Source organism: Gaoshiqia sp. US2 (assembly GCF_059705485.1).
This window is the reverse complement of record NZ_AP048550.1, coordinates 3,149,788-3,167,747: the sequence shown is the minus strand read 5'-3', so window position 1 is coordinate 3,167,747 and position 17,960 is coordinate 3,149,788. Positions and strand designations below refer to the sequence as shown.

Sequence of the window (17,960 nt, the reverse complement as noted above, 5' to 3'; positions counted from 1 at the left end):
TGTTTACATGCATCCTTTGCTTTTTGAAAATCTTTTGTTCATTTACGGATGTGCGATAAAGTTATTAACATCTTTCAATACACCCGTAGTATTTTATGGCACAGTTCTGCGCTAAATCATTCCGGTAATGAGTGAAGTAAGGCTTTAGATTGTACTGAAATCGTACATTTTTAAACTGGAACCAATGACAACAGACTCTACGCTGTTAAAGACTAAATTTCATACTTTACTATTTTTTCAGATGAAGTAATCAGTCTCAATATCAATCAATCTTCGACGAAACTGCGACTGGGTTAACTGCTCCTGTTTTCTTTAATTCGACGAAAGCAGTCTTGCTTCAGGTTCTACTTCCATGGTTGGACGGATCTTCTGAATATTTCCAATAATAATCCGGTCGTTTGGTTCCACACCGCTTCGTATAATCCGCAATTTACTGTTATACAGTGGACCAAGGACAACTGGTCTTGCCTCTACCCTATTGTCGTCCGAAAGCACATAGACAAACTTTTGCGACTGGTCGGTTCCAATTACCTCATCCGGAATAAGAATAGCCGGCTGAGGGTCGCTGTTAAAAACATGCGCTGATCCAAACATCCCGGAGGTAATGACCAAATCGGGGTTTGAAATTACAGCCCTGCCCCGGTAGGTACCCGTTCCCTGATCCACTTCATTGTCCATAAAATTGAAACTTCCTTCATGCTGAAATTCTTCCTCATCCAGCAACTTTACAGCGATTCGGGCATTTGGACCGGCAACGCCGTTAACATGGTCGCCGTTATTTTTCCGGGCATATTTCAACAAAGAAGATTCACTTCCTTCAAAATAAAAGTAGATGGGGTCGAGCGACACAAAGGTGGTCAGCAAACTGGCCTGGTCGCTTCCCCCGCTGACAAGGTTGCCTTCAGTCACAAATTCATCACTGATTTTTCCTGAAATCGGCGCCCTGACCTCCGTGAACTCGAGGTTGAGCTTCGCTTGTGCCACATCGGCTTTCTCGGCTTCCTCGCGGGCAATGGCTATGTTCAACGCCTGCTCCCGCTGGTCGTATTCTTCGCGGGATATGGCTTTTGATTCTTTCAGTGATTTTACCCTGCCGAAAGCATTCTCAGCCTGTTGTTTTTCGGCTTTAGCCTGCTCCAGACGGGCTTCAGCCTGATCTAATACGATCTGAAACGGACGCGGGTCTATCCTGAACAATACATCGCCTTTTTTAACCAGTTCGCCGTCGCGAAACAGCACTTGATCCACATAACCGCCAACCCGGGCCCTGACCTCTACCCTTTTGATGGCCCTAAACCGGCCGCTGTATTCTTCCCACTCCGTAACAGGTTGATATAAAGGTGCAGCGACCGGAACTTTCATTGCAGGTGCAGGAGGTGTATCGCCGCGGCTACTCTCGCAACCTGTCAGATAAAAACCTGAAAGGGCCAGCACGAGAATCATTGTGCCGGCCGTCCGGTCAATTCTTCGTTTTCTCATTTTCTCATTTGTTTTCATAACTAACCACTTTAAATAAATTACTTCTGAAAAATTTAATTGACCAACTTGAAAATTAAAAACAATAGATACATTTAAATGTTTCGATGTTTTTCAAAAAAATATCTGGTTGATTTTTGGGTCGGATACACATGCAGAACTGAAATATGCTGCAAACCTGTTGAGTAAACTTTGCCGGGTTCAGAATTGTCTTGTTGTTACTGCTGATTTTTCAGATAATAAATTCATTATCTGAAAATTTCCAAGACGTAGCAAAACACCCGTAATAAAAGGCAAACTCAACTGAAAAATTGGGGATTCATTTAAAGGTTGGTGTCAAAAAGAAAACAAAGCTATGAAATACATTGACACATTTCAATAGATTGATGAAATTTAACTTCTATTTAACCTCTATTTAATGTTTTCAGGAAATTGATGTACTCTTCAAAAACATCTTCATTAATCCGGTACTTCATCTGCCGGCCCTCTTTTACATAGCTTATTAAATCAGCATCCATTAATTGTTTGATGTGGTGTGAGATGGAAGGTTGCGACAGATTAATAAATCCACAAATGTCGGTACACATCAAATAATTGGGTTTTTTTCTGATTTCCTGCAAGATTTGCAGCCTGTTGCTGTCGGCCAATGCTTTCGAAATTTTCTTTACTTGTTTTAAGTCCATATCCTTCCCGTTACATTGAAACATGCAAATATATGAATATTAGGAGAATTTTCCCAATTTTCAACTTTTTTTGTGCCATGTTTTCCGTGCATCCTCTGGATAAAATCATCAACTTTATGATTTTATCAGTCATCAGTCAAAAACTTTTAACTTTTCAAAATAACCGGGTATGCTATCGATTTCCCGGGTCGTTGATCTGGCGGAGCAAACCTTACCATTGATAATTATCCATCCTTGGCCGTCCATTCGGCATTAATGCAAGCGCTCACCAACCGGCTTGTTTACTTTTGCACAGTTACAGCGCCAAATTATTCCCGTTAATGAGTAGAGTCGGGGTTGAAATTGTAATAAATCGTACATTTTTAAACAGACCTAAGTATTTAGATTAACCCGAAAATATCGCAACAGGCGCCACCTCCCCGTTTAACGCGTCGCTCAAACAAGGCGGGACCGGATGCTTCGAACCGGTAATTCGCGCATTTTAATCGGCATCGTGGAAGTTGAGCAGGGATACCATCTGTGGGGAACACTGGAAGTGTAAATTATCCACAAGATAATATCCCTGAAAATCAGATCATTTTTCCGATTTCTTCTGCCATAACTTTTACTCCTTTCTCCATTTCGGGCAACTCGGCATTGGTGAAATTCATCCGGATATGCCTACTACCCTGCCCTTTGGTAAAAAACGAATTGCCGGGGACAAAAATCACACCGCGCTGCATGGTTCGATGGATCAGTTCGTCCGAGCGCAAACCTTCCGGCAAAGTCAGCCAGATAAACATGCCGCCGCCCGGCTTGGTCATCTGCACTTCGTCGGGCAGGTATTGGTGCAACAGCTGGCACATGCATGCCGCTTGTTCGGCATATTTCGTGCGGATGCGCTGCAAATGTCCGTCTAAATCGAAATCCGTGAGGTAATGGTGCAATACGTATTGCGTCAGGTTATTCGGATTAAGATCGGTTGATTGTTTGGCCTTGTCGAAATGCGGCACCAGCGGAGGGGGCAGTACCACCCAGCCATTGCGTAAACCAGGAGCGACCATTTTCGAAAACGAGCCCGTCCAGGCAACGTACTCCGGCGCATATTTTTTCACGGGGGCGGGAAACTCACCCTCAAAACAAATCTCGTTGTACGGATCATCTTCCAGAAGAAACTGGTTGTAACGTTTCAAAAGCATGGCCAAATCCAGTCGTTTTTCGTGCGAATAGCTGATTCCCGATGGGTTTTGCGCGTTAGTGACGGCATACATCAACTTGACATCGTCGTTTAAAAACAAAGTTTCTACCTGGGCCAGGTTGGCACCGTCGTCTTCCAGGTCAACTTCGCGAAAGTAGGGCAAATAGGCCGACATGGCCTGGATGGCACCCAGGTAGCTCGGTTTTTCAAGAATGACCCCGTCGCCGGGATTGATAAACAACTTCGACACGATATCGATGGCCTGCTGCGAGCCATTGGTGATCACCACCATTTCGGGAGTGATGTTCATCCTGTACTTGGCGCTGTATCGGTTGACAATCCATTCGCGCAAGGGATAATAACCCAGCGATCCGGCATATTGCAAAATGGTGCGCCCGTGACCGGCCATCACCGCGCGGGCGCTTTCGGCCAGTTCGTCAACCGGGAACAGCGAAGGATTAGGCAAACCGCCTGCAAAAGAGATTACCTCCTTTTGGCTAACCGCATTTAATATACTCCGGACAAACGATACCGGGATGTTCCGGTACTGTCCGGAAAACTTTTCTTCGGGAAACTGATTTTCCATACTCATTTATTTAAAGGTTAAACTTTGGCAAACAAAAAAAGCCCTTTCCGGGGCTGACCACACCGGAAAGGGCTTTTGGCTATACCATACAGACCCGCTCCTATGTGGCCAACTCCACAAGGACAAGCGCTGCGACTGCAATCATATTTGTTATAATCCGGTTCATGTTAAAAACGGAACAGGCCATTCCCCGAAGAGAATGGCCTGTTTTGCAAATTAAAAAATATCTTACATCCATACTCTTCCCTGACCGTTCACGGAGACCGCGAGCGCCACGACGAGAATGATATGGATAGCTTGTTTCATCATTATTCTGCAAAAGAAGCAGATTTTTCTGCCCGGCAAAGTATTGCTGCCATTTTTTTGATTTTTGCTGTAAAAAATTTAAGATAATAGTGGGTTTGTTTACAAAACAGGGGTACGCATGGAAAAAACACATCAGATAAGAAGAAAAAAGGGCCATTCCCTTTCGGAGACGGCCCTTGGTATTGTGAATTCAGTAAAACTATTTCAGCCACCGGTCGAGCCAGTTTTTGAAAACCCGTTGCCAAAGGATCCCGTTTTGGGCCTGGGTAACCCAATGGTTCTCTTCGGGGAAGAACAGAAACTGCGCAGGAATATCGCGCAGAACAGCCGCGTTAAAGGCCCCCATGCCCTGCGTGTAGGGAATCCGGAAATCTTTTTCGCCGTGAATCACCAGGATGGGCGTGTCCCATTTTTCGACAAACAAATGCGGGGAGAAACGGTACGAACGCTGGGCGGCAGCGTTTGTTTTATCCCAGAAGGGGCCACCGATATCCCAATTTTCGAACCACATTTCTTCGGTCGTCACGTACATCTGATCGAAGTTGAAAATACCGCAGTGCGAAATAAATGCTTTAAACCGCCCTTCGTGGTGACCGGCCAGGTAATTCACCGAAAAACCGCCGTAACTGGCGCCAACTGCACCGAGGCGGTTTTTATCCACATAGGGCTCTTTGGCCAGTTCATCAATCGCCACCAGGTAATCCTGTATGTTCAGGCCACCATAGTCCTTGCTGATCTGCTCGAGCCATTCCATACCAAAACCCGGCAAGCCGCGACGGTTGGGGGCCACAATGATATAATCGTTGGCGGCCATCATCTGAAAATTCCAGCGATACGACCAAAACTGACTGACCATTCCCTGTGGTCCGCCCTGGCAGTATAAAATAGCAGGGTATTTTTTATTCGGGTCGAAATGCGGCGGGTAAATCACCCAAACCAGCATGTCTTTATCATCAACAGTTTTCACCCAGCGTGCTTCTACTTTTCCCATAACGAGTTGATCGAGCAGGCCTTTGTTGACAGCGGTAAGCGCTGTATCGCTGCCGGTTTCCGGGTCAACCAGGTAAAGCTCGGCCGGTTGCGACATAGAAACTTTTTGAGCCAGCAGCTTTCCACCGGCCGTTTCGTCCACGCTCTGGTAATCGTGCACGCCATTGGTCAGGCGGCTGATTTGGCCATCGTCCAGGGTGAGGCGGTAAATTTCCTCCGTCCCGTGAATCCCGCTGATAAAATAAATTGATTTTCCGTCACGGCTCCAGCTCAGGTGTCCGGCTTCCTGCTCCCAGTTAGCCGAATAGTTGGTCTGTTTACCGGTAGCCAGATCCATTACAAACAAGCGCGCCTGGTCGGCCTCGTAGCCATCGCGCAGCATACAGGTCCAGGCCAGAAACTCCCCGCCGGGCGAAAAAACCGGATTTTTATCATAGCCTTTATGCTCGGCGGTCAGGTTTTTGGTTTCGCCGCTTGCCAGGCTGTACAGGTATAAATCGGTATTGGTGCTTTCGGCATAAGCCTTGCCACGCAATTTTTTAGACGAATACACAATCGATTTGCTGTCGGGGCTCCAGCAGATTTGTTCCGAACCATCGAAAGGGCGGTCGGGCGCATCGAACTTCTCCCCTTCCACTATATCTTTTCCGCCGATGATTTTACCGCTTCCGTAGTGGGCCACAAAAATATGGTTGTAAGTATAATCGTGCCAGCTGTCCCAGTGGCGGTACATCAGATCTGTTTCGAGCCGGGCATTGGCTTTGGGTAAATCGGGAAACAAATCATGAATATCGTCATCCAGCTTTACTTTTTTGATGTAGGCAATTTTTGTTTGGTCGGGCGAATATTTAAAACCGGAAATTCCTCCTTCAACATCCGACATCTGCTCTGCCCCCGTGCCATCGGGATTCATTTCCCAAAATTGGGTACTGCCCGATTCAGACGACAAATAACCAATCTTTTTGCCATCGGGCCGCCACCGTGCATCCGATTCATTCGATGCCGTATTGGTGATTCGGGTTACGTCTCCCCCTCCGGCCGGAACGGTGTATAACTCGCGGTAGCCTTTATTATCTTCGATATTGAAATAAGTTACGGCAAACAACACGGTCTGCCCGTCGGGAGAAAGGCTTGTATTGCCGATTCTTCCAAACGACCACAGTACTTCAGGAGTCATCACATCCGAACTCAAAACCGGCGTTTCCGGCACATAGGTCTTCTTTTCCTCCATAGATTCTCGATTTGAACAGCTGCTCATCCAAACAACTGCAGCAATTAAAACAACTATTTTCCTCATAGATATGTTAAGTTTTCGGCATTAAAAAACAGGGGGCACAAAATACTTTTTTGTGGTGAAAAATAAAAGTGCAAAACTCAGGATTTGAGCAGGAAATAAAATTATGATTATGCCGAATCTTCGTGTCATTTCAGGTTTAAACAGACGGTCTGAATCAGAACAAGAGATTACCCGGTCGCGAAAATTAAACTTCTGCTTGTTTTCTTTTAACTTGACATTAGTTTGCTTCCCCGAAAATGTAAATCCGTCCGTCGTTGGACCCGATTACAATTTTACCTTCGTATACCGCCGGTGATCCGGCAATCTGGCTGCCAATTTCGTAGCGCCAGAGTTCTTCGCCGTTTTGCAGGTGATGTATAAAAAGCAGGCCGTCCATCGTGGCGGTTATTACCTTGTTGCCCACGATCACCGAGGATGAATTGATCCGGTTGGTCAGGCGTTTTGCCCAGATTAAAGTTCCGTCTTTTCGCGAGATGCAGTAAAGCCGGCGATCTTCGTTTCCCAAAACGATGAAGTTGCCCGAAACAGCCGGCGAAGCAATAAAAGGCAGGTTTTTTTCGGGGTTATGATAGGTCCAGCGAATTTTACCCGTTTCCAGGTCGACGGCGTAAAACCGGCCGTCGTAATCGCCCACATAGGCTTCGTTTCCGGCAATGGCAGGCGATGAGGCGACATAGGTGGAGATTTCGATCTTTTTGGCTGCCGTTCCGGTTTTCAGATCAACCAGGTGCAAAAAACCATCGCAACCGCCAAAAACAGCCCTGTTTTTGTATAAGGCAGGCGCCCCGTTGATGAAATTATCGGATTCGTATTTCCACAGCGCTTTGCCGTCGGCCAGGTTTAACCCATGCAGAAAATAATCGTAGCTTCCCACAGCCAAAACTGTTTTTCCATCGATGGCACCCCAGTTTGCCGATCCAATAATCTGGTTGTCGGTTTTATACTTCCAAACCTCCGTTCCGTCTTTTTGATTTAAACAGAAAAAACTGCCGTCGAGGTTGCCAAACAGCACTTTGCCATCGAGCAGTACCGCCGGCGCTTCAATGCCGTTTCCGGTTTCGAATTTCCACCTTAGTTGTCCTTTTAAATTGAATGCATAAAAACAGCCGTCTGTCGATCCGCAATACACCACGCCGTCTTTTACCACCGGCGAGGCCTTAATATCGTCATCGGTTTGAAAGGAAGCCAACAATTTCAAGCGGTCAGGGAGAGTGGCATTTACATTCGCCGTCAGCTGTCGGTTTCCGCGAAAGACGGGCCATTCGCTCTGTGCAGACAGTAAGTTTGAAAGAAACAGAAGCGCCAGGATGGTTATATTTTTCTTCATTTAAATCTTATTTTAATAAATCCTGAAACAAGTTCAGGATGAGGTTTCGGAACGGTTTAATTGCTCTTCGCAATCCACTTTTGCCAGAGCGCCTGTCGGACATTTTTCAGCGACCAGCGCAGCTGTTTTTTCCAGCGCGTTACCAATACTTTCATTAAAAGGTACGCCAATTTTTACATCAAAACCACGGCCAATAAATGAAAAACCGAAGGTTTCGCGGTATTGCCGGGTAATGCGCACACAAATGCCGCATTTGATACATTTTGATTCTTCGTAAACAATACTTTTCGCGGCAAATTCTTTTTTTACCATGAAACGCCCGTCATACTGAAAGCGCTTTTGTTCGGCTCCATACCGGTCGGACAATTCCCTCAGTTGACAGCTCTCGGGATTGCGGCAATCGCAGTGCAAACACCGTTTGGCTTCGGCAACAGCTTCGTCGCGGGTAAAACCGGCAGCTTTTCCCCGGCTTGCTTCGCGGCGCGGATCATCCACAGATTCTTTGAGGTATTCCATCAATTCAACCGCTTCCAGTTTACCGAATTTCGAATTGAAACGCGAGGGCTTGGCTGTCAGTTCGGATGTTTCGAACAAGTGGTCCAACAGATGAGCCAGCTCTTTCCCCTGTCCTACCGAACGGACCGCCAGTTTTGACGGACGCAGGGCATTCCCGATGGCAAAAACCCCTTTCATCGAAGTCTCATAAGTCTCTTTATCGGCCTGTATGCCTGTTTTCGACAGCGTAAGGCCCCATCCGCTCAACTGATCGTTCAATACCCCTGTTGCCAAAACCACGGCATCGTTTTCCTGCCGGAGCTTTTCAAACAGCGGCCGGTCTGCCTCAATCTGAAACTGAACGGAAATATCCGAATTTAAAATCGCCTCCATTTCCGATTTCAGGACATCCGGTGGCAAAATCGTTTCGGCAATTTTCAATAAATCGCCGCCGGCCCGTTCATTCTTCTCATACATCGCCACCTGGTGACCTGCCCGGTTCAGATAAAATGCGACCGCCAATCCGGCCGGCCCGGCTCCGATAATGGCAACCTTCTTACCTGACTTCTTCTTTGTACGGACAGGACCGATTCCTTTATCAAGTTCCTGGTCGGCCGAAAATCCCTTCAACAGGCAAATTGATACCGGCTCGTCCACCTGTTTGCGGCGACAGCCAGCCTCGCAGGGGGCCGGGCAAATCCGCCCCAAAACAGCAGGCAGGGCAATATCGCGCTTTACCACCTCAATGGCTTTGTCAAAATTGCCGGCAGCGATCAGCCGGTTCATCAGGGGAATATTCATATGCGCCGGGCAAACCAACTGGCAGGGCGCTTCACAATCGCCCACATGTTCGCTCAGCAGCAGCTCCAGCGCTGCTTTTCGCGATTCGCGGCACTCCTCATCGTTGGTCATGATTTCCATGCCTTCCGCGGCCGGCATCGAGCAGGAAGCCATAAGCCGGCCGTAACGCGCATCTTTTACCAGGCACACCATGCAGGAAGTAAAATGTTCCGTACCTTCGAGGTGGCACATGGTCGGGATATCAATTCCCAGTTTCCGGGCAGCATCAAGAATGCTTGTTCCCTGCGGAACTTCGATCGTTTGGTTATTTATTTTGAGTGTTATCATGTACCTGTTGCCTTTTGAAAATTCAATCCGTGTCCGGAATGATCTATTTGATTAATTTCCGGATTGTCGGATAAAGATTCTCCGCGATCCTCAGGAATCCCAGGTCAGTCAGATGTATGCCGTCAACCGTTGCTTCCTGGTCATCGCCAATCAGTTTACCTGCTTTCACGTAGTAGATATTCCGGTCTCCTTTGTTTTTTTGCTCCTGAAAAATCCGGGTCAGAGTTTTATTTTTTTCATGAAGCAAGGTATAAACGGTCTGATCAAAATACATGTGCGGAAAAAGAATCGTTTCAACCAGAAGTATTGGTGTATCCGGGTTCTTTTCGCGTATGATTTCCAAAAAGCGGGAATACTTTTCAGTCATCTGGGCAACGCTCACATTTGGCAGACAATCCATCACAAAGCAAGAGGCATCAATGGTTGCCATCGCTTCGGCAACTTCCAAATCGAGTTGGCCGTTACCGCTGAAACCAAGGTTCACGATCTCGCGGTTAAGCATACGTGATAAAATATTCGGATAGGCCATGCCCGCCCTCGAGGCGCAACCTCCCTGGGTAATGCTGGTGCCGTAAAATACCACCGGCTGGCCTGCCCGGGGAGAATCTACCTCGGGCCAGGCAATCGTTGATTCAGCTTTAATGCCAATTTCAAGATTCACCAATCCATCGTATAACGGCAAATACAGCATATACTCCATTTCCGTCGCCGGCATATTTTTGATAATTACAGCTGTTGTTGCTTTTGCCGATGGCCTTGCGGTATTAACGAACTGCCATTTACCGTTTTTCAGACAATACAAATCAAGCCCTTTGATGCCGGTCATCGTAAAATGATTCATAAAAACATCTCCGGTAACTTCCCATTTGGCGGCAATGATTGGCGAATTGGTCCTGAAACGAACTGCCAAGCCACTGCAATTCTTTGATAAATTCCAAACCGGAGGCCGGGTCTGGCTTTCAAGACGGGCAGGCAACCGTTCATAGCGGTTTTGAGTATCCGAAAAACCCTTACCGATCAGTGGAAGAGTCGCGGCATTAACATATTTCAAGCTATCAGTTGCCGCGGTGCCGATACCAGGCACAAATAGCGCCAGAATCAGGCAGTACAGCAGATATCTCATGACCTTATTTTTTACGCTGACCCAAATCAATTTCCGGGACATAGAACCATCGTATGTTGTTAAAACATCAGTTCGTTGGTCTATTCTCAGGTTTCGAAAACTGTTCATCTGTATTTGAATTTATAGTTAACAACAAAATGTCATTTTCCGTCTGTTATCTCACAATCACCGCGTCAACCGGGCAAACCGGTCGGCAGGCATCACATTTGATGCACAGTTTGGTGTTGATTGTATGCTTTTTATGCGGCTCAAACAAAATGGCATCCACCGGACATTTCTGGGCACATTTGGTACAACCGATACAGTCATCGGTGATGGAATAGGTGATCATTTCCATGCATTTTCCCGAGGGACATCGCCCTTCGATATGCGCTTCGTACTCATCGTGAAAATAGCGCAGGGTAGTCAGGATCGGGTTGGGCGCCGATTTACCCAGGTTGCACAAACTTCCTTTTTTTGTCCATTCAGCCAGGTGTTTCAACTCATCCAGGTCTTGTTTTGTTCCTTTTCCGGTGGTTATTTTATTCAAAATGTCAAGCATGCGTTTGGTGCCGACCCGGCAAAAGGTACATTTTCCGCACGATTCATTTTGGGTGAACGACAGGAAATAACGGGCAATATCGACCATACAATCGTCTTCATCAAGCACCACGAGGCCTCCGGAGCCCATCATGGCGCCCACTTCGAGCAGCGAATGGTAATCAATAGGCGTATCGTAGAGCGAAGCCGGGATGCAGCCTCCCGAAGGTCCGCCCACCTGCACCGCCTTAAACTTTTTGCCGTTTTGCACGCCTCCGCCTATTTCTTCTACAATCTGGCGAATGGTAATTCCCATGGGCACTTCAATCAAACCGCCGCGGTTAACCTTGCCGGCGAGTGAAAACACCTTGGTCCCTTTTGAGTTTTCAGTCCCGATCGCGCTGAAATGCCCTTCCCCCTTCCGAATAATGTACGAAACCTGTGCAAACGTTTCGGTATTGTTGATTAAAGTTGGATATCCCCACAAGCCCTTTTGGGCGGGAAACGGCGGACGGATGGTCGGAAAACCGCGGTTTCCTTCAATCGAAGTCATCAGGGCCGTCTCTTCGCCGCACACAAAAGCGCCTGCCCCTTCGTAAATCTGAATATCAAAGTTAAAACCCGAACCGAGGATATTCTTTCCAAGCAAATTCTGTTCGCGACAGTTAACCAAAGCCTGCCTGATACGGGTAACCGCCAGCGGGTATTCAGCGCGGATATAAAAATAACCGTCGGTTGCCTGGATGGCCCAGGCTGCAACCAACATCCCCTCGATCACCCGGTACGGGTACGATTCGAGCAGCATCCGGTCCATAAACGCCCCTGGATCGCCTTCATCGCCGTTGCAGATCAGGTATTTCCTTTCGCTTTTCTCTTTTTCAACCAGTTCCCATTTCAGGCCGGTCAGGAATCCGGCTCCTCCCCGGCCGCGCAGGCCGCTGTCTTTTATTTTCAGGATCAGTTGATGCCGATCCGTCTGCAAGGCTGTTTGCAAAGCCTCAAACCCGCCATAGCTTCGGTATTCGTCCATATCCAGCGGATTAATCACACCGCGGTGTTCCGTAGCAATGGAAATCTGCCGGTCAAGAAAATTGGAAACCATTTCATCGCGAACATCAAGGGCATAACGGTCAACACCTTCCCAAACAGTATCGGTCTGTATATTTTCCAGAAAATGATAGGCCGAGGTTTTAATCCGGTCTAACAATCCTTTCGGTTTGAAATGAGCATGGATGATATCGGAAATTTCGTTGGGTTTCACTTTCGCGTATAAAGTGCTCTTTTTTTCCTCGTCGATAATCTCCACCAAGGGGACCTGGTGGCACATCCCCACGCATCCCACGTTTTTCAGGTGCAGGTGAATGCCGGTGTTGGCAATCGTTTTTTCTATCTCTGTCTTTACTTCCTGGCTTCCGCTGGCTACGCAACACGAGCCCAGTCCGACCCGTATTTCGCCCTGAAATTCACTCCCGTCAGCATTCCGGAATTTGCTTTTTCTCCCGGTTTTACCAATCTGACTTTCAAAGTCCATCACAACCGATTCAACCTTATCGGTCGTCACGTGCCCGTAGGTTACGTCATCAATCTGAACTACCGGAGCCAGGGTACAACAGCCCAGGCAGGAAACTTTTTCGAGGGTGTATTTTCCCGAGATATCCGTTTCTTCATGGGCGGGTAAATTAAAGTGTCGCTTAAAAGCGTCGTATACCTGCATGGCCCCTTTCACATGGCAAGCGGTTCCCACGCACACTTTGATCAGGTGCTGGCCGGCAGGTTTTAACCGAAACTGGGAATAGAAAGTTGCCACACCCGTGATATTTTCAGCGGTGATTTCCGTTGTTTCACACACCCGGCGCAACGCCTCTTCGGGTAAATAATTGAATGTATGCTGGATTGCCTGGAGAATGGGGATGACCGACTTTTTGGTCGTCCCTTTTTGCCTGACAATTTCGTCAACCTGGCTGAATATATCCTGTATTTCTTCCTTCATCTCGTTCATTTTCCGATACAATACAAATTACCGAAGCCACGCAAATACATTCTGCCCCCGGAAAAAACAGGCGAGCAAACTGCTTTTTCGCCCAGTTTCGACTCTGCGATCAGCTGGTATTCTTTGGCCATTTTCATCACGTGCATGGTTCCGCTCATATCCATCACATACGCCTTACCGTCGGCATATACCGGCGAGGCGTAAATACCGCTGCTGAATTCCTGTTCCCAGTATTTTGTACCGTTCAGCGCATCATAACAGGCAACCATGCCGTAGCTGGTTCCCACGATTAACAGGCCATTCGCAGCTAACGGACTGGCTACCTCGGGCAGGTATTCATCTTCTTCCCAAATCACTTCGGGCTGTGCTCCCAGCTTAATGGCCGCCAGGGTGGCATACTCGTTTGCGGCAAAAACGATCCCGTCGGTATAGCCCACCGAAGGACCAACTTCACCCATCATGCAGCTTACGCTCCATAATTCCTTCCCGGTTTCCGGGTCATATCCGGCCACGAGCGGCTCGCCGGTCAGGATAAGTTCATCGCGGCTGCCGGTATTCACCAGCGCCGGCGAGGCCCACGAAATCTTAACATTCCGGGGAGTTTCCCATTTCACGGAGCCATCGGCCGTTGCCAGAGCCATCACCTTAGCCCCGCGGTTGGTATCGTATTGCACCAGTAACTTATCTTTATAAATAATGAGTGAAGAGGAATGCCCGTAATGATTATCCGGCACACCCAGGCTTTTTACCCAGAGGCGTTTTCCGCTCATATCGAGCGATATCAGGTCGCCGGTTCCGAACAAGGCAAAAACGGCATGACCGTTGGTAGCCATACTCGGAGCCGCCAGACCGGTATCTTCGGTTACTTTAGGCATTTTTACAGGCGATCCGGTAATTTGATCGGCATTGGCCTCCCAGAGCAGCTTGCCATTGTTTTTATCGTAGCAATAAACAGTGCGGGCCGTTTCATCGGCTCCGGTTACAAACAAGCGATCGTCCCAAATAATCGGCGAACTATAGCCTTTCCGGGGAACTTTCACCTTCCACAGGACATTTTCACCTGTTTCTGTATTCCATTTTTCGGGAACACCCGTTTTATAGCTTAAACCCGTTCCATCCGGTCCGCGGAAGAATGGGTAATTTTTTCGGATTTGCTCTCTGGACGGAGGAGTCGCAGCAACCGGAGCTTTCTCTTCGTCGCCAGGTGTCAGTCCTTCAATTTTTGCTCCGCTATCCTGATTTTCAGTTATTTTTGCCTCCCCTGATTCCTCAAACGCTTCCATTTCTTCCCCAACCGGCTGAACGGCAATGACTTCTACCGCCGGCACTGCCGACTGATCGTTTTGTTCTGTCGTTTCGTAGCGGTTGAGTATGTTTTCGGAGAAAAAGCCGGACAACAAGGCCAGTATAAACAAACCGCCGCCCGAATAAATCAACCAGGCACGGGCTTGCTGTTTATCCAGGAACGGGTTCTTTTCGATACCTTCCAGTTCTTCCAAACCCGGGCGAAGCGATTTTTGGTAGCGGATCGCCAACACCAATACCACTACGCCAAATACCAGCAACCATGATCCGGTGCGAATTTGCCGCATACTTGTAAAATAGGCTTTTCGGATCATCAGATCGAGCGCACGGATATTTTCTTTCAACACCTCATCCTGCGGATTCTGGCGTAACTGGTCGACCAGAGATTGTAAAGCCGGGGTTTCCAGCGGATCAACCGATTTTAGCTGAATATAATTGAAAATGAGCATCACACTCATCACCAGGCTAAAAACAGCGGCAATCCAGGCAATCCGAACAGCCAGGGTCATTTTATCTTTCGGGTCCATGTTTATTTTCATCGTGTTATTTCTTCACCGGACAATAATCCATACATCGTCCGCAACTTAAACAATTTGTTTTATCGGGTTCGTAGTCGTTTCGGTTTCGGTGCGACGACAATTTCACCAGGGTCAGCCCAACGACCAGCCCGATAAAAGCGCCCAGGATCCAGCCTCCCCAATAAAATTGGCTTCTGATCTCTTTTGCTTCGGTCACCAGTTGTTCCAAGGTTTTGCCCGACTGCATAAAAGCCCGCACATCGAGGTTATCATGGTCCTGCTTCAACTCCGGGTGTTGCACCAACTGCTCGGCCAGATAAACCGTTGAGTTGAATTTTGCCAGAGGCACGTGCATCATCGACCCGGCCAGGCCGCCAATGCCCATCCACAGCGGGACAAAAAGCAAATAAGTCATCAGGCGCTGAACATTGGAACGGCGGTTTCCTTTTTCTTCGACCGGTTCGTTAATGGCCCCATACGGACAGGAATTGGCACACAACTTACATTGAATACAGTTCGTTGGGGTAATGGTCATGTGTTTTTTGGAAAAGTGCGACATCCATCCCAGCAATACGCCGTACGGACAAAAAAAGCGACAGTACGGACGGGCTACAAAGACGCCCGCCAACAGAAATAAACCACCTAATAACAGCATCTGAAATTCGGCATCGAAACGGAATAAGCCGACAAACGGATCGTAACGGCATATCAGAAATTCGGATTTGGTGGCAGCGTACAAAACAGCCAAGCCCAAATACAAATACGGGATGATTCCCAGAACCTTTTGCACCCACCGGGGTAATTCAATCGGACGGAATGCAACCAAATCCTGGATTGCGCCAAGCGGACAAACAGCCGCACAAAAAGTTCGCCCGTAAAATAAGGTAACTATCAGCGGAATCACAAAAAACAGCAAGGCTGTAAACGGCAATACATAGGCCGGATCGAACATGGCCAGCGTTACGTTTTGAATCGAACCAACGGCACAGATACATCCCTCACGGTAAAACCCGAAATAGACCAATGAAAAAACAGAGGTCCAGAAAACGCCTCTCCGCGAGCGTTTTTTCAGCACAAACCAGGTAGCAACAGCCAGCACAGCCATCAGCATAAATACATCCAGGTATTCTAAAAAAACAGCCCGTGGCAAAGGTTGAGTTGTCGGCGGCTGCACATAGCCGGTTTCAAATTCCGGTTTCGGAAAGCGTTGTTGTGCCAGAGCAGGAATACTCAGCAGAAAGGCTGATAAAGAGAAGGCTGTTTTATTGATCCAATTCATTCTGTTCAGTATTAAGCAGGATTTGATTCGCCGGTTCCGGCCACGAAATCGCCTTTTATCCGGTACGGGTTTGAGGCCGGAACCCGCTGAAAGGCATCTGCCGGACATACGCGGGCAATGGAACACTCATTACAGTTTACGCACAGGTCGTGGCGAACCTGCAAATGCAACGATCCGTTTCCGAAGGAGGTGCATCCCTCAACGCATTTCGCACAGCCAATACATAAATCTTCATCAATTTCATATTCGAAATACGGATCTTCCACAAATTTTCGCCGGATGGCCGAAGTCGGACAAAGCTGGTTTTCGGCAGCGGTCGACAGGGCATTGGCATCGGGTTTGAGATAGCCTCCGCACAAATCACAATAGCCGCAAAGCTCGTAGGCATGCACACATTTTACAGCCGACGGGGTAACCACACAATAATCGGCACAGCGTCCGCAAAAAATACATTTAAAGGGGTTGATCTGCCAAACGTAATCGTCGGCTGAAACCTTCAGCGCAGCCGCTCCGGCGATACCGGCCAAAGAAAAACCCAGGGTCAGTCGCATTCCTTTTTGAATAAATTCGCGCCGGTCGGTCTTTTTATGATGCAATTTATCTTTCATTCTTTCGGGTTTGTTTGGCTTTATCCAAATCACAGGCAGTAAATTTCGAACAGGATTTGCAGCGCTCGTCAGCAGTGCATTTAAAGTCAATCCGGTTCTGCCTGACCAGAAACAGCGCTCCCCCGGTAATCAGGGTTAACATGCCAAGCCGGAATCCTGTTTGTAAAAATGCTTTTCTATTCATCGTTCATCGGTTTTCGGTTCAAAAATCCGCAGCTGTTTCCGGCTGAAATCCAACAAAAACACGCGGCCCTCTTCGTCGGCGCATACATCCGGCGCAGGCGAGCTTGCATCGAACATATCCGGAGTCGCCACAACGCCCCGATATGTTCCGTGCTGATCATATATTTTCACACGAACAATCCCTTTTTCGCTGGTGATAAATGAATTGTCATTCATGACGAACATGTGGGAAGGATTGCAGCATCCGCTGAATCCTTCGGTTTTCACCGACGACCTGGCCCAGGAAGTACGCAGCGACGCATCGGGGTTAAAGTTTAACAAACTGTGTCTTCCGGGATCAACAGCCCACAAAAACCCGTCTTCGCTCAAGGCGATATCAAAATACGGGCTGGGAATGATAAATCCGGGCACGGATTTCTGTTCATCCTTTTCGCCGATACGCTGAACCAGATCTCCCTTATGAGTACACTGGTAGATTACCCGGTTGCCTGCATCGGCAATATAAACATAGTTGCCCGAAACAGCCAGCGATGTGATGACCGATCTCGGGCCATAATCGCCCCAGCGATCGAGCACATCACCATTCTGATTCAGACAAATCAGGCGGTTTTTAAAGGCCAGCCAAATATGTTCGTGTACAGCGAGGGCTGTTGGCGAATCGTCCAGCCCGATCTGCCTGAGCAACTGCCCTTCAATATTTATAATAAGCAGATTACTGTCGGCAATCACGTAAAACATTCCGGCATGGCAGGCAATTCCTTTAGGTTCAGCAACCGGTAATTGCAAGGCTTTCACTTCCCTGTAAATAATTTCGGCCGGATCAACCACCGTATACTCCCGAATATCGAAGGCGTATGGATTTTCGATGTGTTTCCCGCCCCGGTTCACAATAAAATCACGACCGATGATAAACGCAATGGCCAGGGTCATCACGATCAGGATATTATTCAGGAGTTTTCTTTTTTTCATT

Annotated in this window: 14 protein-coding genes; all 14 read right to left on the bottom strand. The window is 47.8% G+C overall.

Features of this window, described 5'->3' with window-relative positions:
• Nucleotides 1–312 precede the first annotated feature (312 nt).
• On the bottom strand, nucleotides 313–1,479 hold the full coding sequence (locus tag AC6H3C_RS12655) for an efflux RND transporter periplasmic adaptor subunit (RefSeq protein ID WP_497515734.1): 1,167 nt from the start codon (nucleotides 1,477–1,479) through the stop codon (nucleotides 313–315).
• Nucleotides 1,480–1,880: 401 nt separating this feature from the next.
• Nucleotides 1,881–2,159 (bottom strand): ArsR/SmtB family transcription factor, encoded by a 279-nt coding sequence (locus AC6H3C_RS12650; protein ID WP_497515733.1) that lies wholly within the window; start codon nucleotides 2,157–2,159, stop codon nucleotides 1,881–1,883.
• 569 nt (nucleotides 2,160–2,728) lie between these two features.
• Nucleotides 2,729–3,922 carry an aminotransferase-like domain-containing protein gene (locus AC6H3C_RS12645; protein WP_497515732.1) on the bottom strand — a complete coding sequence of 398 codons (1,194 nt, stop codon included), beginning with the start codon at nucleotides 3,920–3,922 and terminating at the stop codon, nucleotides 2,729–2,731.
• A gap of 308 nt (nucleotides 3,923–4,230) precedes the next feature.
• Nucleotides 4,231–4,440 (bottom strand): hypothetical protein, encoded by a 210-nt coding sequence (locus AC6H3C_RS12640; RefSeq protein ID WP_497515730.1) that lies wholly within the window; start codon nucleotides 4,438–4,440, stop codon nucleotides 4,231–4,233.
• A complete protein-coding gene (gene dpp5 / locus AC6H3C_RS12635) occupies nucleotides 4,428–6,449 on the bottom strand; it encodes a dipeptidyl-peptidase Dpp5 (RefSeq protein ID WP_497515729.1) in 2,022 nt (673 codons plus the stop codon). Before dpp5 ends, AC6H3C_RS12640 begins: the two co-directional genes overlap by 13 nt.
• A 283-nt stretch (nucleotides 6,450–6,732) precedes the next feature.
• The gene (locus AC6H3C_RS12630) at nucleotides 6,733–7,842 is read right to left on the bottom strand and encodes an outer membrane protein assembly factor BamB family protein (protein ID WP_497515728.1); all 1,110 of its coding nucleotides are present in this window, start codon (nucleotides 7,840–7,842) and stop codon (nucleotides 6,733–6,735) included.
• Between the two features lie 33 nt (nucleotides 7,843–7,875).
• Entirely contained in the window at nucleotides 7,876–9,465 is a 1,590-nt protein-coding gene (locus AC6H3C_RS12625; protein WP_497515727.1) for an FAD-dependent oxidoreductase, read from the bottom strand.
• Between the two features lie 43 nt (nucleotides 9,466–9,508).
• Nucleotides 9,509–10,588, bottom strand: coding sequence for an SGNH/GDSL hydrolase family protein (locus tag AC6H3C_RS12620; RefSeq protein ID WP_497515725.1), 1,080 nt, complete (start codon nucleotides 10,586–10,588; stop codon nucleotides 9,509–9,511).
• 154 nt (nucleotides 10,589–10,742) lie between these two features.
• A complete protein-coding gene (locus AC6H3C_RS12615; RefSeq protein WP_497515724.1) occupies nucleotides 10,743–13,097 on the bottom strand; it encodes an NAD(P)H-dependent oxidoreductase subunit E in 2,355 nt (784 codons plus the stop codon).
• A 5-nt stretch (nucleotides 13,098–13,102) separates the two neighbouring features.
• Nucleotides 13,103–14,941, bottom strand: coding sequence for an outer membrane protein assembly factor BamB family protein (locus AC6H3C_RS12610; protein WP_497515722.1), 1,839 nt, complete (start codon nucleotides 14,939–14,941; stop codon nucleotides 13,103–13,105).
• Between the two features lie 4 nt (nucleotides 14,942–14,945).
• Nucleotides 14,946–16,199: a 4Fe-4S binding protein gene (locus AC6H3C_RS12605; RefSeq protein WP_497515720.1), complete on the bottom strand. Its 1,254-nt coding sequence runs from the start codon at nucleotides 16,197–16,199 to the stop codon at nucleotides 14,946–14,948.
• Nucleotides 16,200–16,210: 11 nt separating this feature from the next.
• On the bottom strand, nucleotides 16,211–16,807 hold the full coding sequence (locus AC6H3C_RS12600; protein ID WP_497515719.1) for a 4Fe-4S binding protein: 597 nt from the start codon (nucleotides 16,805–16,807) through the stop codon (nucleotides 16,211–16,213).
• On the bottom strand, nucleotides 16,797–16,991 hold the full coding sequence (locus tag AC6H3C_RS12595) for a hypothetical protein (RefSeq protein ID WP_497515718.1): 195 nt from the start codon (nucleotides 16,989–16,991) through the stop codon (nucleotides 16,797–16,799). The genes AC6H3C_RS12600 and AC6H3C_RS12595 overlap by 11 nt, the downstream gene beginning before the upstream one ends.
• On the bottom strand, nucleotides 16,988–17,959 hold the full coding sequence (locus AC6H3C_RS12590) for an NHL repeat-containing protein (protein ID WP_497515717.1): 972 nt from the start codon (nucleotides 17,957–17,959) through the stop codon (nucleotides 16,988–16,990). Before AC6H3C_RS12590 ends, AC6H3C_RS12595 begins: the two co-directional genes overlap by 4 nt.
• Nucleotide 17,960 lies beyond the last annotated feature (1 nt).